17 protein-coding genes are annotated in these 19961 nt (G+C 71.5%); 12 read left to right on the top strand and 5 right to left on the bottom strand.

Going from position 1 to position 19961, the window contains the following annotated elements; all coding sequences use genetic code 11:
* Window positions 1-85 precede the first annotated feature (85 nt).
* From pheS to I004_RS34500, 3 genes are all read left to right on the top strand, one after another.
* The gene (gene pheS / locus I004_RS0117455; protein WP_028436559.1) at window positions 86-1228 is read left to right on the top strand and encodes a phenylalanine--tRNA ligase subunit alpha; all 1143 of its coding nucleotides are present in this window, start codon (window positions 86-88) and stop codon (window positions 1226-1228) included.
* Entirely contained in the window at window positions 1228-3786 is a 2559-nt protein-coding gene (gene pheT / locus I004_RS0117460) for a phenylalanine--tRNA ligase subunit beta (RefSeq protein WP_028436560.1), read from the top strand. Before pheS ends, pheT begins: the two co-directional genes overlap by 1 nt.
* A 406-nt stretch (window positions 3787-4192) precedes the next feature.
* Entirely contained in the window at window positions 4193-5395 is a 1203-nt protein-coding gene (locus I004_RS34500) for a PP2C family protein-serine/threonine phosphatase (RefSeq protein WP_051345136.1), read from the top strand.
* A 75-nt stretch (window positions 5396-5470) separates the two neighbouring features.
* On the opposite strand, the gene I004_RS0117470 is transcribed toward I004_RS34500, so the two are convergent.
* On the bottom strand, window positions 5471-6328 hold the full coding sequence (locus I004_RS0117470; protein ID WP_028436561.1) for a 3-hydroxybutyryl-CoA dehydrogenase: 858 nt from the start codon (window positions 6326-6328) through the stop codon (window positions 5471-5473).
* A gap of 379 nt (window positions 6329-6707) precedes the next feature.
* Here I004_RS0117470 and I004_RS0117475 point away from each other — a divergent pair, with 379 nt between their 5' ends.
* Window positions 6708-7964 (top strand): family 10 glycosylhydrolase, encoded by a 1257-nt coding sequence (locus tag I004_RS0117475; protein WP_028436562.1) that lies wholly within the window; start codon window positions 6708-6710, stop codon window positions 7962-7964.
* Window positions 7965-8035: 71 nt separating this feature from the next.
* On the opposite strand, the gene I004_RS0117480 is transcribed toward I004_RS0117475, so the two are convergent.
* Window positions 8036-8239 (bottom strand): DUF1918 domain-containing protein, encoded by a 204-nt coding sequence (locus tag I004_RS0117480; RefSeq protein WP_028436563.1) that lies wholly within the window; start codon window positions 8237-8239, stop codon window positions 8036-8038.
* Between the two features lie 144 nt (window positions 8240-8383).
* Window positions 8384-9349 (bottom strand): DMT family transporter, encoded by a 966-nt coding sequence (locus I004_RS0117485; protein ID WP_028436564.1) that lies wholly within the window; start codon window positions 9347-9349, stop codon window positions 8384-8386.
* On the opposite strand from I004_RS0117485, the gene I004_RS0117490 reads away from it, so the two are divergent.
* Together I004_RS0117490 and ligD are read left to right on the top strand one after the other, a co-directional pair.
* Complete coding sequence (locus I004_RS0117490; protein ID WP_028436565.1) at window positions 9348-10793, top strand: aminotransferase-like domain-containing protein; 1446 nt, start codon at window positions 9348-9350, stop codon at window positions 10791-10793. The two genes, I004_RS0117485 and I004_RS0117490, sit on opposite strands and share 2 nt — an antisense overlap.
* Before the next feature lie 137 nt (window positions 10794-10930).
* Window positions 10931-11938 carry a non-homologous end-joining DNA ligase gene (gene ligD, locus I004_RS0117495; protein ID WP_028436566.1) on the top strand — a complete coding sequence of 336 codons (1008 nt, stop codon included), beginning with the start codon at window positions 10931-10933 and terminating at the stop codon, window positions 11936-11938.
* A 73-nt stretch (window positions 11939-12011) separates the two neighbouring features.
* On the opposite strand, the gene I004_RS0117500 is transcribed toward ligD, so the two are convergent.
* On the bottom strand, window positions 12012-12968 hold the full coding sequence (locus tag I004_RS0117500; RefSeq protein WP_028436567.1) for a hypothetical protein: 957 nt from the start codon (window positions 12966-12968) through the stop codon (window positions 12012-12014).
* Between the two features lie 190 nt (window positions 12969-13158).
* Here I004_RS0117500 and I004_RS0117505 point away from each other — a divergent pair, with 190 nt between their 5' ends.
* The 3 genes from I004_RS0117505 to I004_RS0117515 all read left to right on the top strand — a co-directional run bounded on the left by I004_RS0117505 (window position 13159) and on the right by I004_RS0117515 (window position 15768).
* Window positions 13159-13728, top strand: a complete 570-nt coding sequence (locus I004_RS0117505) for a histidine phosphatase family protein (RefSeq protein ID WP_028436568.1) — start codon at window positions 13159-13161, stop codon at window positions 13726-13728.
* A gap of 362 nt (window positions 13729-14090) precedes the next feature.
* Window positions 14091-14447, top strand: a complete 357-nt coding sequence (locus tag I004_RS0117510) for a YciI family protein (protein ID WP_028436569.1) — start codon at window positions 14091-14093, stop codon at window positions 14445-14447.
* A 64-nt stretch (window positions 14448-14511) separates the two neighbouring features.
* Window positions 14512-15768 (top strand): RNA polymerase sigma factor, encoded by a 1257-nt coding sequence (locus I004_RS0117515; protein WP_037976570.1) that lies wholly within the window; start codon window positions 14512-14514, stop codon window positions 15766-15768.
* 25 nt (window positions 15769-15793) lie between these two features.
* Here the strand turns inward: I004_RS0117515 and I004_RS34505 are convergent, their stop codons facing one another.
* Window positions 15794-16258 (bottom strand): hypothetical protein, encoded by a 465-nt coding sequence (locus I004_RS34505; protein ID WP_158677046.1) that lies wholly within the window; start codon window positions 16256-16258, stop codon window positions 15794-15796.
* A gap of 150 nt (window positions 16259-16408) precedes the next feature.
* Between I004_RS34505 and I004_RS34510 the strand changes: the two genes are divergently transcribed.
* The 3 genes from I004_RS34510 to I004_RS0117535 all read left to right on the top strand — a co-directional run bounded on the left by I004_RS34510 (window position 16409) and on the right by I004_RS0117535 (window position 19902).
* Entirely contained in the window at window positions 16409-17245 is an 837-nt protein-coding gene (locus tag I004_RS34510) for a hypothetical protein (RefSeq protein ID WP_199779410.1), read from the top strand.
* Window positions 17246-17338: 93 nt separating this feature from the next.
* Window positions 17339-18256 (top strand): oxygenase MpaB family protein, encoded by a 918-nt coding sequence (locus I004_RS34515; RefSeq protein WP_051345118.1) that lies wholly within the window; start codon window positions 17339-17341, stop codon window positions 18254-18256.
* Window positions 18257-18537: 281 nt separating this feature from the next.
* Window positions 18538-19902 carry an MFS transporter gene (locus I004_RS0117535; protein ID WP_028436571.1) on the top strand — a complete coding sequence of 455 codons (1365 nt, stop codon included), beginning with the start codon at window positions 18538-18540 and terminating at the stop codon, window positions 19900-19902.
* Window positions 19903-19961 lie beyond the last annotated feature (59 nt).

Here is a 19961-nt window from a genome sequence, read left to right on the forward strand (position 1 = left end):
CGTGTGCGGGGCGGTACGCCCCTCCATCTAGACTCGGCTGCTGGCACCCTTGCGCAGCCGGATCCAATCGGAAGTACGGGAAAAGATGTCCGCACCCAATAAGTCCTACGACCCCGTCGAGGTCGAGGCACTCAAACCGGAAGTCGTCGACCGCGCGAAGGACGAGGCGCTCGCCGCCATCGCCGCGGCCGGTGATCTCGAAGCGCTGCGAGAGGTGAAGGCCGCACACGCAGGCGACCGCTCCCCGCTGGCTCTCGCCAACCGCGAGATCGGCGCCCTCCCGCCGCACTCCAAGGCCGAAGCCGGCAAGCGCGTCGGCCAGGCACGCGGCGCCGTCGGCCAGGCGCTGAAGAGCCGGCAGGAGGAGCTGGAGCGCGAACGCGACGAGCGGGTCCTCGTCGAGGAGGCCGTCGACGTCACTCTGCCCTACGACCGTCTTCCCGAGGGCGCCCGCCATCCGCTGACGACGTTCAGCGAGCGCGTCGAGGACATCTTCGTCGCCATGGGCTACGAGGTCGCGGAAGGCCCCGAGGCCGAGGCGGAGTGGTTCAACTTCGACGCTCTCAACATCGCGCCCGACCACCCGGCGCGCACGATGCAGGACACCTTCTTCGTGCGCCCTGGCAAGGACAGCTCGGCGGAAGGGAAGGACGGCGAGGACAGCGGCGTCGTCCTGCGCACGCACACCTCGCCCGTGCAGATCCGTACGTTGCTCGACCGCGAGCCCCCGGTCTACGTCATCTGTCCCGGCCGGGTCTTCCGCACCGACGAGCTGGACGCGACGCACACGCCCGTCTTCACGCAGGTCGAGTTGCTGGCCGTCGACGAGGGCCTGACCATGGCCGACCTGAAGGGCACGCTCGACCACATGGTGCGCGAGCTGTTCGGCGAGGGCGTGCACACCCGCCTGCGTCCCAACTACTTCCCCTTCACCGAGCCGTCCGCCGAGATGGACATGGTCTGCTACCGCTGCCACGGCGAGTCCGTCGGCGACCCGGACCGCCCGTGCCGCACCTGCTCCAGCGAGGGCTGGATCGAGCTGGGCGGCTGCGGCATGGTCAACCCGCGTGTGCTGACCGCCTGCGGCGTGGACCCGGAGAGGTACAGCGGATTCGCCTTCGGGTTCGGGATCGAGCGGATGCTGATGTTCCGCCACAACGTCGAGGACATGCGAGACATGGTCGAGGGTGACGTGCGCTTCACCAGGCCGTTCGGGATGGAGATCTGATGCGCGCCCCGCTTTCGTGGCTGCGAGAGTACGTCGATCTGCCGGCAGGCGAGACCGGCCGTGACGTCGCGGCGAAACTGATCGCGGCCGGCCTGGAGGTCGAGACCGTCGACCGTCTCGGCACCGGCCTCAAGGGTCCGCTCGTCGTCGGCAAGGTGCTCGCCATCGAGGAGTTGACGGAGTTCAAGAAGCCGATCCGCTACTGCCAGGTCGACGTCGGCCAGGCCAACGGCACCGGCGAGCCGCAGAACATCGTCTGCGGCGCGAGCAACTTCGTCGTCGGCGACAAGGTCGTCGTCGTGCTGCCTGGCGCGGTGCTGCCCGGCGACTTCGCCATCAGCGCCCGCAAGACCTACGGCAAGGTCTCCGAGGGCATGATCTGCTCGGCCGCCGAGCTGGACATGGGCGACGACCACTCGGGGATCATCGTCCTGCCGAACGAGTACGAGCCGGGCACCGACGCCATCGAACTGCTCGAACTCGTCGACGAGGTGCTGGACATCGCGGTCACACCCGACCGCGGCTACTGCCTGTCCATGCGGGGCATCGCCCGCGAGACGGCGACGGCCTACGGGCAGCAGCTGCGTGACCCCGCCCTGCTGGACGTGCCGACACCCAACCCGGACGGCTTCCAGGTCAACGTCTCCGACCCGAAGGGCTGCGACCGCTTCGCCGCCCGCACGGTCACGGGGCTGCGGCCGGAGGCCACGTCGCCGCTGTGGCTCCAGCGGCGGCTGCAGAAGTCGGGCATGCGGCCCGTCTCGCTGCCCGTCGACATCACCAACTACGTGATGCTGGAGCTGGGTTCGCCGCTGCACGCCTACGACCGCTCCCGGCTGGAGGGCCCCATCACGGTCCGCCGTGCCACTCCGGGCGAGCTGCTGACCACCCTCGACGGCACGAAGCGGAAGCTGGACGCCGAAGACCTCGTCATTGCCGACGACGCCGGGCCCATCGGCCTCGCCGGTGTCATGGGCGGCATCAACAGCGAGATCGCCGACCCCGAGCAGGACCCGGAGAGCGGCGAGTGGCGCGGGACGACCGAAGTCGTCGTGGAAGCAGCCCACTTCGACCCGGTCACCGTGGCTCGTTCCAGCAGGCGGCACAGGATCTCCTCGGAGGCGTCCCGGCGCTTCGAACGAGGCGTCGACCCCGAGGCCGCCGCGGCCGCGGCCCAGCGCACCGTGGACCTGCTGGTGCTGCTCGCGGGAGGCAGCGCGGAGGCCGGAGTCACCCAGTTCGTCACACCGCACGGGCCTCACACCATCAAGATCCCCGTGACGCACCCGGGCCGCGTCGCCGGCGTCGACTACGACCGCGAGACCGTCGTGCACCGCCTGCTGCAGGTGGGGTGCGACGTGTACGGGCAGGACGAACTCACCGTCACCGTGCCGTCCTGGCGTTCCGATCTGACCGATCCCAACGACCTGGCGGAAGAGGTCATCCGGCTGGAGGGCTACGAGAACCTGCCCTCCACGCTCCCCAGGCCGCCCGCCGGCCGGGGCCTGACCGAACGGCAGCGACTGCATCGCAGGGTCGGACGGGCGCTGGCGGGCGCCGGCTACGTCGAAGCGCTCAACTACCCCTTCGTCGGGCCGGAATCCTTCGACCAGCTCGGCCTCGCGGAGGACGACGTACGCCGCCGTACGGTGACGCTCGTCAACCCGCTCTCCGACGAGGAGCCGTCGCTGCGCACGACGCTGCTGCCGGGCCTTCTCGCGGCGCTGCGCCGCAACGACGGCCGCGGCAGCCAGGGCAGCCACGGCGGTCTGGCCCTCTTCGAGACGGGTCTGGTCTTCCTGCCGACAGGGGAGGAGTCCCGTGCGGAGCGGCTGCGCGTGGACGCCCGGCCCGGGGACGAGGAGATCGCCTCGCTGGACTCGGCGCTGCCGCGCCAGCCGCGGTATGCGGCGGCTGTTCTGGCTGGTCCCCGTGAACAGCCCGGCTGGTGGGGCGAGGGCCACCCCGCGGTCTGGGCCGACGCCGTCGAGGCCGCCCGCTCCGTGGCGGGCGCCGCGCGAGTCGAACTCACCGTCCGCAGCGCCCAGTTCGAGCCGTGGCACCCCGGCCGGTGCGCGGCGCTGTTCGTCGGCGACGGTGAGGGTGGCGAGACGCTCGTGGGGCACGCGGGCGAACTGCACCCGCGGGTCGTCAAGGCGCTCGGGCTGCCGTCGCGGTCCTGCGCGATGGAACTCGACCTCGACGCAGTCGAGAAGGCGGGCGGATCGGTCGTGCCCGCCCCGCGGATCTCGGGCTTCCCGGTGGCGACGCGGGATGTCGCGCTGGTCGTCGAGGAGTCCGTGCCGGCGGCTCAGGTCGAGAAGGCGCTGCGTGAGGGCGCCGGTGAACTCCTCGAATCGGTGCGCCTGTTCGACGTCTTCACCGGCGAACAGCTCGGCAGCGGCAAGAAGTCCCTGGCGTACGCGCTGCGCTTCCGTGCGCGCGACCGCACGCTGACCGCCGAGGAGGCCTCGGCGGCACGCGACGCCGCGGTCGCCTCCGCCGTCGAACGCACCGGTGCGACCCTGCGTGGGGCGGAGTCCCCGGCAGGGGCCTGACACACACGAAAGCCCGGCCCCGGAATCGCCCGGGGCCGGGCCTTCGTGCGTCCGGGAACGTTCCGGCCACCCTGTCGCCGGCTGCGCCGGAGCGGAGCCGCACAGCCACACGCCGACTCACTCAATCGTGTGAGTAATGCCGGACCTGGGTCGTTCCGGCCGCCGCTTCGGACACCATCGTGCTGGTCGCAGGGGGTTGGCACGGGGTGCACGGGTTCCAGCGGAGCCGGAGCGAGGGGGCAGGACAGCAGCACGTGAGGGGCGGGGAACCGCCCGGAGGCCGGAGGGACCGATCCGCATGACGGCAGACCAGCGAACGCGCGTCGGCGTGAGAAGCCCCGGCCCGGCAGGAGCGGACGCCGCCGACAGCGGAACGAAGATCTCCCGAGGTTCGCGGAACTGGGGGATGCGAAGAGCGGTGGGCTACGCCGTGCCCGCCCTGTGGGCGGCGGGCGTGGTCGTGTGGGAGCTGCTGCTGCCCATGAGCACACACTGTGTCGCGCTGCTGGCCGCCACGCCCGCGCTGGCCTGCGCCGGCACGGGGGCACGCAGCGGTGTGTGGTTCGGCGGCGGCTGTGCGCTCCTCGCCCTGTACCCGCTGGGGACCGTGCCCGTCTACGAGGAGATCGGCAGCAGAGCCGGAACGTGCGCGGCGATCATCTCCGTCGCGATGGTCAGCTGCTTCACGATGCGGCGGCGCGCGCGCCTGACCGACGAGCTCGCACGTACACGGGAGGTCGCAACCGCCGCGCAGCAGGCGCTGATACGGCCGCTGCCGCCGCACATCGAGGGCCTCACCGTCGCGGCCGGCTATCTTTCGTCGGCCCGAGGTGCCGCGGTGGGCGGTGACCTGTACGACGCGGTCGCCACCGCGCACGGCGTGCGCATCGTGATCGGCGACGTACGCGGGCACGGGCTCAGCGCCGTCGGCACAGTGGCCGCCGTGCTCGGCAGCTTCCGCGAGGCCGCGCACGACGAACCGCTGCTGGAGCGGGTGCCGCACCGCCTGGAGCGGGCACTGGAGCGCCACCTGGACGACCGCGCGGTGGAATCCGTCGAGGCGGACGAGGACTTCGTGACGGTGCTGCTGCTGGAGGTGCGTGCGGGCGGCGAGGTCACTGCCGTCAACTGCGGCCACCCCTGGCCCTACCGCCTGATCACCGGTCAGGACGGCCTGTGCCGCAGCGAACCGGTCACGACCGCCGAACCGCTGCCTCCCCTCGGCCTGTTGCCGCTGCCACCCGACGGCCCGTCACCCCGGCGCCTGCAACTGCCGCCGGGGGAAGGGCTGTTTCTGTACACCGACGGTGCGGAGGACGCACGCGACGCCGACGGCCGCTACTTCCCGCTGCCCGATGTGCTCACGGCAGCCCTCTTCACCCGGCGGAGAAAGGGACACGGCGAGGCGGATACGCCGGGCGTGGTGGAGCCGGCAGACATCGTGGACTCGGTGCGCCGGTCCTTGCTGCGTCACGCGGGCGGCCGGCCGCCCGACGACGTCGCGCTGCTCGCCCTGCGCAACGACCGCTGCCGCCTGCACGGGCAGACGCAGGAGCCGCCGTCGCAACAGGCGGCGCCGGATGCGCCGTTGCTGTGCTCATGCCCGTAGCGACATGGTTCCCGTGCTCCGGATCCGGACGGCTGCGCGCTGCTTCCTCGCTTCCTCTGAGGCGGCCGGCAGCCGTCAGTAGGCGTAGAAGCCCGCGCCCGCCTTGCGCCCGAGGCGTCCCGCGTCCACCATCCGCTGCAGCAGCGGGGGAGCGGCGTACAGGGGCTCCTTGAACTCCGAGTACATCGAGTCGGCGACCGAGGCGACCGTGTCGAGCCCGATGAGATCAGTGAGCTTGAGCGGCCCCATCGGGTGCGCGCAGCCCAGCTCCATGCCGTTGTCGATGTCCTCACGGCTCGCGATGCCCGACTCGAACATCCTGACCGCGGAGAGCAGATACGGAATCAGCAGCGCGTTGACGACGAATCCCGAACGGTCCTGGGCCCGGATCGTGTGCTTGTCGAGGAGGCCGGAGACGGCGGTCTCCGCACGCTTGATGGTCTCCTCGCTCGTGGTCAGCGCGGGGATGAGCTCGACGAGCTTCTGCACCGGCGCCGGGTTGAAGAAGTGGATGCCGATGACCTGGTCGGGGCGGGACGTCGCCACCGCGAGCTTGACCAGGGGGATCGATGAGGTGTTGGACGCGAGGATGGCGTCGGTCCTGGTGACGACCTGGTCGAGGACCTGGAAGATCTCCGTCTTGACCTGCTCGTTCTCGATGACCGCTTCGACGACGAGGTCACGGTCCGCGAAGTCGCCCAGATCCGTGGTGAAGGAGAGTCGGCCGAGCGTGGCGTCCCGTTCCTCCTCGGTGATCTTGCCGCGTTCCGCGGCCTTTCCGAGGGAGTTCGCCAGCCGTGTGCGGCCCAGCTCCAGCGCCTCACCGGTGGTCTCGGCGACCATGACCTCCAGCCCGGCCCGTGCACACACCTCGGCGATGCCCGAGCCCATCTGGCCGCAGCCCACCACTCCGACGCGTTCGATGTCCGTCACCTCGTGCCTTTCGCTGATCCTGTGGTCTCAGGCGTGACGGGCGTGGATCCCTGGAGGAACGGCCCGCAGAGGAACGGCCCCCGGAGGAACTGCCCTGTTCCTCCCTCCCCCGGAGTGCGTACGGGGGTGCTCCCACGCCGCCCACGACGTTACCCCCGAGGGCGCACACCTCGCGTGGCGGGGGCGAAAGCTCGCGCGGGGACTTGTACCGGCGCCACGGACGCGGCAGCATCGGCGAATTGGTCTCCACCACCCTCACTCCACGGGCCGCGAAGACCGCGATCGGCTCGGACGGGGGGACCATGAAGGGGAGACCGGGAGAGGGCGGTCACGGATGGGCCGCCACGAACCGGCGACCACGAAGGGGGAAGGGGAGACGATGCGGCGGGTCACACGCAGAAGCTTCGCGGCAGGTTCGGTGGGAGCACTGACCGGTGTTGCCGGTTCCTCTAATCAGACCGCCGCAGCGCAGGAGAGGCAGCTCGCCCGGGACCGCAACGGCCCGGGCCGAAGCGGCGCCCACCGGGAGATGCGCGGCATGTGGCTGGCCACGGTCGACAACCGCGACTGGCCCAGCGCTCCCGACCTGAGCCCGCAGCAGCAGCAGACCGAGTTGCTCGCGCACCTCGACGCCGCTCGCCGCCGACGGCTCAACACGGTCTGGTTCCAGGCGAGGCCGACCGCGGACGCGCTGTGGCCGTCCCCGTACGAGCCCTGGTCGGAGTGGCTCACAGGCGTTCAGGGCAAGGACCCTGGCTGGGACCCTCTGGGCTTCGTGGTCCGCGAGGCGCACCGGCGCGGCCTGGCCGTCGAGGCGTGGTTCAACCCGTACCGCATCGCGCTGCACGACGACCCGGGCCGTCTTGTGCCCTCCCATCCGGCGCGGCGTCACCCCGACTGGGTCGTCACCTACGGGGGCAAGCTCTACTACAACCCGGGGCTGCCGCAGGTGCGGCGCTTCGTGCAGGACGCCATGCTCGACGCGGTCCGCCGCTACGACATCGACGGAGTCCACTGGGACGACTACTTCTACCCCTACCCGGTCGAGGGCGAGACGTTCGACGACGACGCCGCGTACGAGGAGTACGGCAAGGGATTCCCCGACCGTGCCGACTGGCGCCGCAACAACATCGACCTGCTGGTCGCGGAGGCCGGGCAGCGCATCCGCCGGATCAAGCCCGGACTGTCCTTCGGGATCAGTCCCTTCGGCGTGTGGCGCAACAAGTCGAGCGACCCGGCGGGTTCGGACAGTGCCGCGGGGGTCGAGACCTACGACGACCTGTACGCGGACAGCCGTAAGTGGGTGCGCGAGGGCCGGCTCGACTACGTCATCCCGCAGATCTACTGGCACATGGGCTTCGAGGTCGCGGACTACGCGAAGCTGGCGCCGTGGTGGGCCGAGACGGTACGCGGCACTCGCACACGCCTCTACATCGGAGAGGCCCTCTACAAGGCCGGCGACCCCGCTCAGCCCGCTCCGTGGCAGGACCCCGCGGAACTCTCCCGCCACCTGACGTACTGCCAGGCGCTGCCGGAGGTGCAAGGGCATGCGTTCTTCTCGGCCAAGGAGGTCTCGGAGGACCTCATCGGCGCCATGGACCGCGTCGTCGCCGACCACTATCCGCCGCGGCGGTAGCGGTCGGCGACCTGGACCAACCGTGATCATGGGCCGGCGCAGGCCGCGCCGACCGGTCGGGCCCGGCCCTGTCAGGCTGGGCGCTTGCTCTTGTTGCGTTCCTGCACGACGGAGTCGGGGCCCGGTGAGACAACTGCCTCGTGCCCGTCGTCGAAGCGCACCCGGAACGGCGGTTCGCCGTTGTGGCCGAGCACCTCGACGATCTCCGCTTCGCGGTCGTGTTCACCCACAACCCGGCCGTGCACCAGCAGACGGTCGCCCGTGTTCGCTCGCATCAGGAGAACCCTCCTGTTCGCAGGGATGCCGTGGAAAGTCCGTACAGTCCGTACTGTCCTGTCCGTGCCCATAAGTCTAAGTCGGATGGCCCATCCGTGCCTCCGTCCCGGTACGGCTCAGCGTGCGGAATTCAGGGGCGAGATCTACGTGCGGGCTCTCTGTACGACCACGATGCACGCCAGAACGGCGAGGGCAGTCGCCGGAGCCGCGGGCGGCAGATGTTCCCCGAGCAGCAGCACCGACCAGACGAGGGTGAGCAGCGGCTGGGCGAGTTGCGTCTGACTGGCCCTCGCCACTCCCGCGACGGCCATGCCCCGGTACCACAGAAGCAGTCCCAGCAGCTGGGAGCCCGTCGCCACCCACACCAGACCGGTCACCGCGTGGACGGTGAGGTGTGCGGGCTCCGTCAGCAGGGCCGCCACGGCGCCGGTCACGCCGAGCGGCAGACAGCCCGCCATCGCCCAGCAGACCACCTGGAGCCCGGAAAGCTCGCGGGCCAGCCGGCCGCCCTCGCCGTACCCCGCCGCGCAGAGGACCAGAGCCGCGGCGAGGAAGAGGTCGCCCGCGGCGGGGGCCCCGCCGCTCTCATGCAGGGTGAAGGCCACGACGGCGGCGGCGCCCGTGAGCGCCGCGCCCCAGAAGACGGGGGAGGGCCGGGAGCCGGTGCGCAGCGAGGAGTAGAGCGCCGTCGTCAGCGGCAGGAGTCCGACGATCACCGCTGCGTGCGCGGTGGTGGACGTCTGCAGCGCGAGGGTCGTCAGCAGCGGAAAGCCGATCATGACCCCGGAGGCGGAGAGGGCCAGAGCCGGCCAGTGCCGCCGCGGCGGAGGGGGGATCCGGAGCGCGGCGATCAGCAGGCACGCGCAGAGTCCGGCCAGGACGACCCGCAGTGACGTGGCCGACCAGGGGCCGAAGCCCTCGAGCGACCATGCCGTCGCGGGAAACGTGAGCGAGAAGCAGGTGACGCCGAGGGCGGCGAGGACGAGACCGCGGCCGCCGGGGGGTCCGTGCCGGGCGGATGACGAGGCCGGTCCGGCGCCCGCACGGACGGGAGTCCCGTCGGGAACCGCTATCGATTCACCGTCGATAGCGCTATTGTTAGCTTCCATGTACGAGCGTAGCAGTGTGGCTGAACTGGCAGGAAGACTTCGCCAGGAAGTAGACCGCTACTCTCCAGGTGAGAAGCTGCCGTCGAGTCGGGACCTGGTCGAGACGCACCGCGTCAGCCCCGTCACCGTCTCCCGGGCGCTCGCTCAGCTCGCCGTGGAGGGGCTGGTCGTCACCAGGCCCGGTGCCGGCGCCTACCGGGCGGGCCCGCGAACCGCCCCGGCCGCGCCCGGCGACACCTCCTGGCAGGAGGTCGCGCTGAGCGCCGACGCCTCCGCGGACCAGGTGCCCCGCAGCGTCGACGCCGGCGGTGTACTCGCCACGCTGACCGCGCCGCCGCCGGGTGTCATCGAACTCAGCGGCGGGTACCTGCCGCCGAACCTGCGCCCCGAAAGGGCCCTCGCTGCTGCGTTGGCTCGGGCGGGACGCCGTCCCGGCGCCTGGGAGCGTCCCCCGACGGAAGGGGTGGAGGAGCTGCGCGGCTGGTTCGCCCGCGAGATCGGAGGCCATGGGGGAAGGGTCTCCGCCGCGGATGTACTGATCACCGCCGGCGGCCAGAGCGCCATCACCACCGCGCTGCGCGCGCTCGCCGCACCCGGTGCGGCCGTCCTCGTGGAGTCGCCGACCTATCCCGGTCTGCTCGCCGCCGCCCGCGCATCGGGCCTGCGTCCCGTGCCCGTGCCCGTCGACACCGAAGGGGTGCGCCCGGCCCTCCTGGAGGGCGCGTTCCGCGCCAGCGGCGCACGCGTCTTCATCTGCCAGCCCCTCTTCCAGAACCCGTCGGGCGCGGTGCTCGGCGCCGAGCGCCGAACGGCGGTGCTGGACGCGGCACGGCAGGCAGGCGCGTTCGTCGTCGAGGACGACTTCGCGCGTCAGCTCGTGCACGAGGACGCGGGACCACTGCCGGAGACGCTCCGCTCGGCGGACCCGGACGGCAGGGTGGTCCACCTGCGCTCCCTTACGAAGGTCACCTCGCCCAGCCTGCGCGTGGGGGCTCTCGCGGCGCACGGACCGGTCCTGGAGCGCCTGCGCGCCGTGCAGACGGTGGACAGCTTCTTCGTCTCCCGCCCGCTGCAGGAGGCGGCGCTGGAACTCGTCGGAGCACCGGCCTGGCCGCGTCATCTGCGCGCCGTGGCCGCCCGGTTGAGAGAGCGTCGCGAAGTGATGCTCACCGCCCTCGCCCGGGAGGTGCCCGCATTGTGCGTAACGCACGCACCGCGCGGCGGCCACAACCTGTGGCTCCGCCTTCCGGACGGAACGGACGAGGACGCGCTCGCGGGAGCGGCACTGCGCGCCGGGGTCTCCGTCGCCCCCGGGAGGCCGTACTTCGCCGCTGAACCCGCCGCCCGTCATCTGCGTCTGAGCTTCGCCCCGGCGGCGGGGGACAGCGAGATCGCGGAAGGAGTACGGCGCCTGCGGACCGCCTGCGACGAGGTGCTCGCCTGAGTCCACCCGGTTCGGCCCATGCGGGATCGGGGCGCCGGGAGGCGGGGTGAGCGAGGTGCGGGCGCACGGCCCGCCGCAGCAGCATGGCCCGCACACACCGGGGTACCTGCCACGCCCGAGCCGGGAGGAGCGGAGCGATGAGCACACTGCTGGAAGGGCTGCCTGCCGAGTACCGCTGCGGTCTCCGGGACGCGCCCTCCGGCGCCGACCTGGCCGCCGGCCCCATGCTCGCCACGCTCAGCGACCGGCGCGACTTCCCCGCAGGCAGCTGGATCTTCGAGCGCAAGCTCGACGGCGTCCGCCTCCTCGCCGTCCGTGAAGGAGACCGGGTCCGGCTCCTCTCCCGCACCGGCCAGCCTCTCAACGGCACCTATCCCGAGGTCGCCGACTCCCTCGCCGCGCAGGAGTGCTCCGACTTCACGGTCGACGGCGAGATCGTCGCGTTCAGCGCCGGCCGTACGGACTTCTCACGGCTCCAGCAGCGCCTCCAGCTGACCGACCCGGACAAGGCGCGCGCCAGCGGCGTCGCCGTCTTCTACTACGTCTTCGACGTGCTGCGGCTGGACGGCAAGGACGTGCGTCCGCTGCCGCTGCGCACCCGCAAGTCACTGCTGCGCCGCGCCCTGAAATTCCACGGACCTCTGCGCTTCACCACCCACCGCAACGAGGGCGGGCAGCCGCTGCTGGACGAGGCATGCCGACGCGGGTGGGAAGGGCTGATCGCCAAGGTGGCCGACGGGCGGTATGCGCCCCGCCGGTCCACGGACTGGCTGAAGCTGAAGTGCGCCAAGGGACAGGAGTTCGTGGTCGGCGGGTTCACCGAACCGTCCGGCAGCCGGGCGGGGTTCGGAGCGCTGCTCCTGGGCTACTACGAGGACGGATGTCTGCGGTACGCGGGAAAGGTCGGCACCGGCTACGACCAGGCCACGCTGCTCGACCTGCGGCGCAGGTTGGACGAACTGGCAACGCAGCGTTCCCCGTTCGCCGAGCCCGTGCGGGAGAAGGGCGCCCGCTGGGTCTCGCCCGAACTCGTCGCGGAGATCGGCTTCACGGAGTGGACGCGGGAGGGGAAGCTGCGTCATCCGCGCTTCCTCGGTCTGCGGGAGGACGAGAAGCCGCGAGAGGTGGTCCGCGAACGGCCGTGAAACGGTGTGACCGGCAGGGTGGACCGCACTGGCGCCGTGCCCCGGCCGCGCGCCGGGCGGCAGCGACCCAGGCTCAGCGCCTGGTCCCCGTCGTACCGGCCTCCCGGCGGGCGCGCTCCTCAGCCGCCTCGGCATCGTCGGCACGCCGCCGTGCCTCCCTCTCGCTCCGCTCGGCTTCCTTCTCGCGGCTGCGTGACTGCTTGCGAGCCTCCTCGGCCTCCCGTACCTCCGCGCGCAGACGGCCGAGCCGCTCCTCGGCCTCCTCCCGTGCGGCCCGAGCCGCAGCCTTCTCCTTGGACGCCTGGTCCGCTTCCCGCTGCCGGCGCCGCGCCTGATCGGCGGCCTCCCGTGCGGCCCGCGCCGCCTTCCGGGCGTCCTCGGCCTGCCTCGCCTTTGCCGCCTTGTCCGCTTTCTGGTCTTTCTGGGTCCTTCCGCTCTTCTCGGCCTGCTTCCGAGGTTGCGCGTCCGTACCCTTCCGGGCCGTACCCGGTCGGGCTCCCGCCGCGGACTTGGTTTCTCTGCGTGCTGCCGGCGCCGCGGCCGCTTCGCGGGCCGCCGCCTCGAACCCCGGGGTGGCGGTCAGCGGCTTCGCCAGCCGTCCGGCCGCCCACTCCTGCGCGGCATCCGGATCGGCCAGTACCGCATGCAGCGTCTGCGCCACTTCGTGCTGCGCCTGCGGACCCAGCGGCTGCCCCGCGTCCGCGGCGAGCCGCCCGGCCACTTCGGTGAGGGCGTTCACCAACTGGTGCTGCTGGTGCGAGAGGGCGCGCAGCTGAGCCCCGTCCAGGTTCCGGTGTGCGCCGCGCAGCTCCTCACCGAGGTGCAGCAGCGGGGCGACCTGTTGGCCCTGCTCCCGGACCAGGAGATTGCTCGCCCAGGCGGCCAGTGTGGGCCGGTGCAGGGCGCGGATGCGTGCCGCCAGTTCGCGCTGTCCGCCGGCGCGGGCGCGCCGGGCACGGTCGTCGCGGGCTGCGGTGAACTCCTGCGGCCGCAGCCCGTACAACTCGTCCGCCACGTCGTCCAGTTCCACGACCCGCACTCTCCCGTGCCCGCTGTTCGCTGTGCGGTTCCATCCGCTGTGACCGCAATGACCGGTTGGTGACGTGCGCTTTCATTCCACCGCTCTAGGGCAGAGGTGTCCATCCGAAAGGGGCCCTGTGCAGGGACGGGATGACGAAAGTCCTATCCAAGACCGGCACCGATCGCTTTACGATCGCCGAATGGCCCTTCGCCTCACCCTGCTCGCATCAAGCCGCAGCTCGTCCGTACTCGACGTTCGGTTTGCGGACAGCCGATCGCTCGACGCCGCGGGCTGGGACGAGGTCAAGAGGGCGGGGCCGTCCCTCTCCCACCTTGCCGCCGCCGAGCTGCGCTACTGCTCGCCTTCGGTGCGCTGCCGGGAGACCGCTCATGCCCTGAGCCTCACCCCGGTGGCACAGCCGGCGCTGCGCGACTGCGACATGGGCCGCTGGAGCGGCTACACCCTCCGCGAGATCGCGGCCCGCGAGCCGCAGGCCGTGCAGGCATGGCTCGCTGATCCGCGCTCCGCACCGCACGGCGGCGAGTCCCTGGTGACTTTCATCCAGCGGATCGGAGGCTGGCTCGACACCCGGCCGGTCAACGACGGCAGCTGGATCGTCGCGGTCACGGAGCCCGGAGTGATGAGGGCCGCGGTGTGCTACGTGCTGAAGGCTCCGCCGAAGGCGTACTGGCAGATCGACGCACAGCCGCTCTCCGTCGTCACCTTCTCCGGGCGGGTGGGGGACTGGAGTCTGAGCCTGGAGAACTGACCGGCCACGCCGGGGCTTCGTGGCCGGGGGCGAGGACGGGCGGCGAGAGCGGGTCCGGCGGGGGCGGGAAATCGGCGATGAGCAGCTCCACGTCCTCTGTGCAGCCCGTCCCGCCGCATTCGCAGGAGAAGGCGCGCCCGGTGGTACCCGAGTCCGGCGGCCCCGCAGTCATGCGTTCCATCGCCCCCCGCTTCGCCCGGTGTTCCGGTCGGCCCACCGTAGCCGCGCCGCCAGACGCGGTGTCGCGACCGCCCGGGAAAGAATCTCCGGAAATCTCCGGCGAGGATGTCGATCCCGGCGTCTCCCGATCGACGTGAGGGCGAGAGGCGGGGGACGGCCCCGCCGCAGACCGAGGAGTCACCATGCCGCGCTATCTGACGATGATCCGCATCGACGAGCAGAACGCACCCACCGACGACCCCGGCCCCGAGTTCCAGGAGCGCATGAACGCGCTGCTGGAGGAGATCACCAAGGCCGGAGTCATGCTGGACACCGCTGGGCTCACCCCGACCTCCGAGGCGACTCGGCTCAGCTGGTCCGGCGGACGGGTCAGCTACACGGACGGTCCCTTCACGGAGAGCAAGGAGGTCGTCGGCGGCTACTCCCTCATTCAGGCCAAGGACAAGGCCGAAGCCATGGAGTGGGCGAGGCGGTTCCTCGAGATCCACCCGGCCCACTGGGAGGTCACGGCCGAGGTCCGGGAGATCGAAGAGGGCTGATCCCGGCCGCGCTTGTCCTGCGGTGCCGCGGCTGCTGTGATGGGTGGCCGTGACGGCAGGAAGTGTGACAGAGACGGTCGAAGCGGCATTCAGGATCGAATCCCCGCGAATCATCGCCGCCGTCACCCGCGTCGTGCGGGACGTCGGCATCGCCGAGGAGATCGCGCAGGACGCTCTGGTCGCCGCGCTCGAGCAGTGGCCGGAGTCGGGCGTCCCGGACAGGCCGGGCGCCTGGCTCACGGCCACTGCCAGGCACCGCGCGGTGGATCTCGTACGCCGCAAGGAGACCTACGCGCGCAAACTCGCGGAGGTCGGGCGGGCGATGGAGGACGTGCGGCCCGCCGGTGCCGAAGATCCGGCCGAGGTCCTCGACGCCGCCGACGCCGGAGGCGGCATCGATGACGACCTGCTGCGGCTGATCTTCACCGCGTGCCATCCCGTGCTGCCGACGCAGGCGCGGATCGCTCTCACGCTGCGGCTGCTGGGAGGCCTGACGACCCCCGAGATCGCCCGCGCCTTCCTGACCTCCGAACCGGCCGTCGCCCAGCGGATCGTACGGGCGAAGCGGTCTCTCGCCACGGCGGGTGTGCCCTTCGAGGTGCCCCGCGGCCCCGAGCGCGACGCGCGGCTCTCCTCCGTGCTCGAAGTGATCTACCTGATCTTCAACGAGGGTTACTCGGCGACCTCCGGCGACGACTGGGTGCGCCCCGGACTGTGCGAGGACGCGCTGAGGCTGGCCCGCGTCCTCGAAAGCCTGATGCCCGGCGAGGGCGAGGTGCACGGCCTCGCCGCGCTCCTGGAGTTCCAAGCCTCCCGCGTCCCTGCCCGCACCGGGCCATCCGGCGAGGCGGTGCTGCTCGCCGATCAGAACCGCGCCAGGTGGAATCGGATGCTGATGCGACGCGGCGTCGATGCCCTGCATCGCGCGGGCCGCGGGCCCTACTCGCTCCAGGCCGCGATCGCCGCCTGCCATGCGCAGGCCGTCCGTTACGAGGAGACGGACTGGACGACGATCGCAGCGCTGTACGGGCGCCTCGTCGAGCTGACGCGGTCGCCGGTGGTGGAGCTGAACCGCGCGGTCGCCGTCTCCATGGCGCACGGCCCCACCGAGGGCCTCGCGATCGTGGACGGCATCGCGGACGAACCGGCCCTGAAGAACTACCACTTGCTGCCGAGCGTCCGCGGTGACCTCCTGGAGCGCCTGGGGCGGACGGACGAGGCGCGCGCCGAGTTCGAGCGCGCCGCGTCCCTGGCCGGCAACGCACGGGAGAAGGAGCTGCTGCTGGCCCGAGCCGCGGGCTCCGCTCCCGGGGGAGCGTGACGCGGCGCCGGGACGGCACGTGGGGTCATTCCGCGCGGATGTACGTCACGTCGAAGTCCGGTGCCCAGTCCGTGCCGTCGGCCGAGTGCTCCCAGCCGCCGGTGATCATGCCGCCGTCCTTGTCCACGGTGGCCGTGAAGCGCTGATGGAAACCCGGAGCGGCGCGCCACATCGTCCACACGCCGTCCTTCACGGCCGTCCCGTAGACCCGGGCTACGCCTCGCCCGTCGGCGTAGAGGGTCGTGAACTCGCCCGCCGAGTCGTCGTAACCGGTCATCGTGACGGTCGGGAACGGGAGATGCCCCTCCCAGTCGGCCGGGACAACGGTCTCCGGGACCACGTCGGTGCGCTGGACGAGGAACGCGCCGCCTTCCGCCCAGGTGAAGGAGCCCCGGATGGGGCCGACTTGTCGGCCGCGGGCCCACATGTCCCATTCGCCCACGAGGACTTCGAGCTGCCGCAAAGCGTCATGGGGGACCGGTTCTCGCATGGCTTCTCCTCGGTGCCGGAACGGAATTCCTGTCCCTGTGACGACTCGCGGCGTGGGTGTAACTGAGCGGTTCGGCAGACGGGATTCGCCGAGGATCCGGCCTCGCGCGCAGGGTGAGAGCGCACCCGGGTCTCCGGCTCACGTGGCGGCGTGTGCTGTTACGTTGCCGGTCCGTGGACCGTACGCACGGCAACAGGGGGACCGGAGCATGGACTCGACCGTCGCACTGCGACGCGCGGCAATTCCTTCCAAGGACGGGCCGGCGGGGAAGAAGGGCCGCAAGGGGGCAATGCCGCGCCGGCCGAGGAGGGCCGGGCCCGGTACGAGCTCCTCGGGGCGGCCCTGGGGGCTGCGGGGCACCTGATCCATCTCGACCGTGAACTGCCGCGCGGTGGAGCCGAGGAGTACAACGCGACGCGCAAGAAGGGCGTGCGCTCCTTCGCGATGTGGACCGATGCGCACCGGCGGCACCTGTGGGCCCGCGTCGTCACCGCCCCGACGGGTGACGGGGAGCCCCTGCGCTACGAGGTGTACGGCGCCACGGGGGAGTTCGTCGGGAGCGCCACCCGCGAGCCGGGCTTCACCCGCGGGCACCTCCGCACCCGCTGGACCGTGGAGCAGGCGGGCGGGCCCACCGCCGTGGGGTACAAGGGCCGGTGGTTCTGGTGGTGTGTTTGGTGGCTGATCTTCCCCGTGCAGTGCGTGATCGGGGTGGCCGCCATCCTGGCCCTCGACGGTGACCTGTTCCGGATGCCCCGGCGAATCGGCTACCGCACCGTCGGAACCCGGGTGCTGGACTACGGGAGCGGTATGCAGGACCACTTCCACCTGACCGCGAAGACGGCGGACTGGGACCCGCGGATGCTCGCCGCGCTCACGGCACTCCACTGCAGCCACGACGGGATCATGGGCGAACCGTGGGACAAAGGCGCGCAGGACAAGGCCGAATCCGCGATGACGGACAGGGCATCCGTCGAGCAGGCGTAGGGCGGTCGGGTCCCGCCCACATCTCCGGTCGGCAGACCGGCCCGATTCGGCCCGGTGCCTTGGCGCCGTCCCCGCAGCGCGGACAATGACGAGATGGATCGGTGGATACCTGGCATGTCTGCGGTGCGGGAGCGGCTGGGCAACAGCCTCTTCGAGCGTGTGGCCGGCCCGTCGGGGGGCGAGAACCGGGCACGTATCCACGGGACCCCCGGGCCGAGATGGTTCGGCGAGGACAGGCCCGTCCGCATCGTGCACGGTGACGCCTCGATGTTCATCGGCGGGCTGAGCGCGCTGCTGCTGCAGTCGCTGCACCCGCTGGCCATGGCCGCTGTCGCGGCGCACTCCGGATACAAGGGCGACCCGTGGGGACGCCTCCAGCGGACCAGCTTCTTCCTCGCCACGACGACGTACGGAGCGGCGGACGACGCGCAGCGTGCCGTGGACCGGGTGAAAGGCGTTCACCAGCGTGTGCGGGGACGGACCGTCACGGGAGCCGAATACCACGCAGCGAATCCGCACCTGCTTGCCTGGGTGCATGTCGCGGAGGTCGACAGCTTCTGGCGGGCCCACCGTCTCTACGGAGCGAATCGGCTGACGTCGGCCGATTACGACGGCTACGTGGCCGACATGGCACGCGTCGGAAGTGCCCTCGGCGTCGTTGATCCACCGCGCGATCGCAGGGAGTTGGCCGAGCGGATCAAGGCGTACCGCTCCGAACTGCGGGCCACGCCGGAGGCCGAGGAGGCAGCCCGCTTCCTGCTCCGGCATCCCCCGATCCCTCTGGCCGCCCGGCTTCCCTACGCCGCGATCGCCGCGGGCGCGGTCTCGCTGCTGCCTGTGTGGGCCCGAGGACCGCTGGGGCTTCCGCACCTCCCGCTGGTGGAGAAGACGGGTGTGCGCTGGGCAGGTTCAGGGATCACGTCCCTGATCCGCTGGGCCATGGCGCGCCGGCCCCCTGAATCGCCACCCACCGGCCCTGCCACTCCGGGAAACACAAGAAGCAGGGCATGAACGTGCAGATCATCACCGCCTGTTCGGCGATCTGCCGTGGAACTCGGGGCGCTGCCTGTTTCCACTGCGGCGTCGGGAAGAGCTTCCGCGGCGCGTAGCTGGAGGGAGTTCTCCGAAGCGCGCGGGAGGAGCAAGGGGTCCTCAGCAGCCGTGGCATGGGCCGCTCTCGAACCACGGCCGGCTCTTGGCCCGTACGAACTCCGCCGCCCCCGCCAGAGCGTCGACAGGGGCGGGCGATACTGGTCCGCGACCGAGTAGATGTACCAGGAACCGGAGTTGCCGTGGACGGCGCGGAGACCACAGGCGAGGACACCGCGCAGGCGGAGAGCAGGCGGGCCGGGCCGGATCTGCCGGCAGCCCGGGACGCGCCGGTCAAGGACCCGCTGCCGCCCACCGGTTGGCGGCGGCTGATGATGGACACCCGCCCGCTGCGCCACCTGCCCTTCCGCCGACTGTGGTCCTCCACGGCCATAACCGCCGTCGGCAGCCAGCTGACCGCCGTTGCCGTACCGAAGCAGGTGTACGACATCACCGGCTCCTCGGCCTGGGTCGGCTACGCCAGCTTCGCCGGACTGATCCCGCTCGTGGTCTTCGCGCTCTGGGGCGGCGCGATCGCGGACACCGTGGACCGGCGCAAGCTGCTGCTCGTCACCAACACAGGCATCGCCGTCACCTCGCTGCTGTTCTGGCTGCAGGCTGCCACCGGCGCCGAGTCGGTCCTGGTGCTGATGCTGCTGCTGGCGTCACAGCAGGCGTTCTTCGGCATCAACCAGACCACCCGCAGTGCCTCCGTCGCCCGGCTCGTGCCTCTGGAGCAGCTGCCCGCCGCGAACGCGCTGATGTCCACCGTGGGGTCCATCGGCATGGTCTTCGGCCCTCTGATGGCCGGCGCACTCATCCCGGTCATCGGGCTGCCGGAGCTGTACCTGATCGACGCGGTCGGATTGTGCGCGGCGGTGTGGGCGGTGTGGCGGCTGCCCGCTCTGCCGCCGCTGACCCGGAACGGGGCGGAGACCGTGGCCGCGGCTCCGCGCCGCGCGGGCTGGCGTGAAGTGGCGGCCGGTTTCCGGTACATCACCGCCAGCCGGGTGCTGCTGCTCTCCTTCGTGGCCGACATCGTCGCCATGGTCTTCGGCATGCCTCGCGCCCTCTTCCCGCAACTCGCCGCCACGACCTACTCGCCGTGGGGCGAAGGGCTCGCCCTGGGCCTGCTGTTCGCGGCGATCCCGATCGGAGCGGTCGCGGGCGGGCTGTTCTCCGGGACGTTCTCCCGGGCACGCAACCACGGCGTCATGGTCATCGCCGCCGTGGTCGCCTGGGGGGTCGCCGTCGCCGGCAGCGGCCTGAGTTCGAGTCTCTGGTGGGCGGTCGGCTTCCTCGTGGCGGGCGGCGTCGCCGACATGGTCTCCATGGTTTTCCGCGGCGCCATCCTCCAGTCCGTGGCCACTGACGACATGCGGGGCCGCATGCAGGGGGTGTTCACGGTCGTGGTGGCGGGCGGCCCGCGAGTGGCAGACCTGGTGCACGGCATGGCCGGCGCCGCCCTCGGCACGCGTACGGCCGTCACCGTCGGCGGTCTTCTGGTCGTCGTCACCATGCTGGCCCTGGCGGTCACGATGCCGGCGCTTCGCCGATACCGGGCCTGATCCCGGGGCGACGACGGAGTCCCGGGTGTCACTCCGCCCTTCGTGCCCCGCATCGGCGT

This window comes from Streptomyces sp. TAA486, from assembly GCF_000426165.1.

Excerpts from the sequence above, each read along its gene's own strand:
- I004_RS0117505 (WP_028436568.1), top strand. The coding sequence starts at position 13,159 with ATGGCCCTTCGCCTCACCCTGCTCGCATCAAGCCGCAGCTCGTCCGTA.
- I004_RS0117475 (WP_028436562.1), top strand. The coding sequence starts at position 6,708 with ATGCGGCGGGTCACACGCAGAAGCTTCGCGGCAGGTTCGGTGGGAGCA.
- I004_RS34500 (WP_051345136.1), top strand. The coding sequence starts at position 4,193 with ATGCGAAGAGCGGTGGGCTACGCCGTGCCCGCCCTGTGGGCGGCGGGC.
- I004_RS0117490 (WP_028436565.1), top strand. The coding sequence starts at position 9,348 with ATGTACGAGCGTAGCAGTGTGGCTGAACTGGCAGGAAGACTTCGCCAG.
- I004_RS0117480 (WP_028436563.1), bottom strand. The coding sequence starts at position 8,239 with ATGCGAGCGAACACGGGCGACCGTCTGCTGGTGCACGGCCGGGTTGTG.
- pheT (WP_028436560.1), top strand. The coding sequence starts at position 1,228 with ATGCGCGCCCCGCTTTCGTGGCTGCGAGAGTACGTCGATCTGCCGGCA.
- I004_RS0117485 (WP_028436564.1), bottom strand. The coding sequence starts at position 9,349 with ATGGAAGCTAACAATAGCGCTATCGACGGTGAATCGATAGCGGTTCCC.
- I004_RS34515 (WP_051345118.1), top strand. The coding sequence starts at position 17,339 with ATGGATCGGTGGATACCTGGCATGTCTGCGGTGCGGGAGCGGCTGGGC.
- I004_RS34505 (WP_158677046.1), bottom strand. The coding sequence starts at position 16,258 with ATGCGAGAACCGGTCCCCCATGACGCTTTGCGGCAGCTCGAAGTCCTC.
- ligD (WP_028436566.1), top strand. The coding sequence starts at position 10,931 with ATGAGCACACTGCTGGAAGGGCTGCCTGCCGAGTACCGCTGCGGTCTC.
- pheS (WP_028436559.1), top strand. The coding sequence starts at position 86 with ATGTCCGCACCCAATAAGTCCTACGACCCCGTCGAGGTCGAGGCACTC.
- I004_RS0117510 (WP_028436569.1), top strand. The coding sequence starts at position 14,091 with ATGCCGCGCTATCTGACGATGATCCGCATCGACGAGCAGAACGCACCC.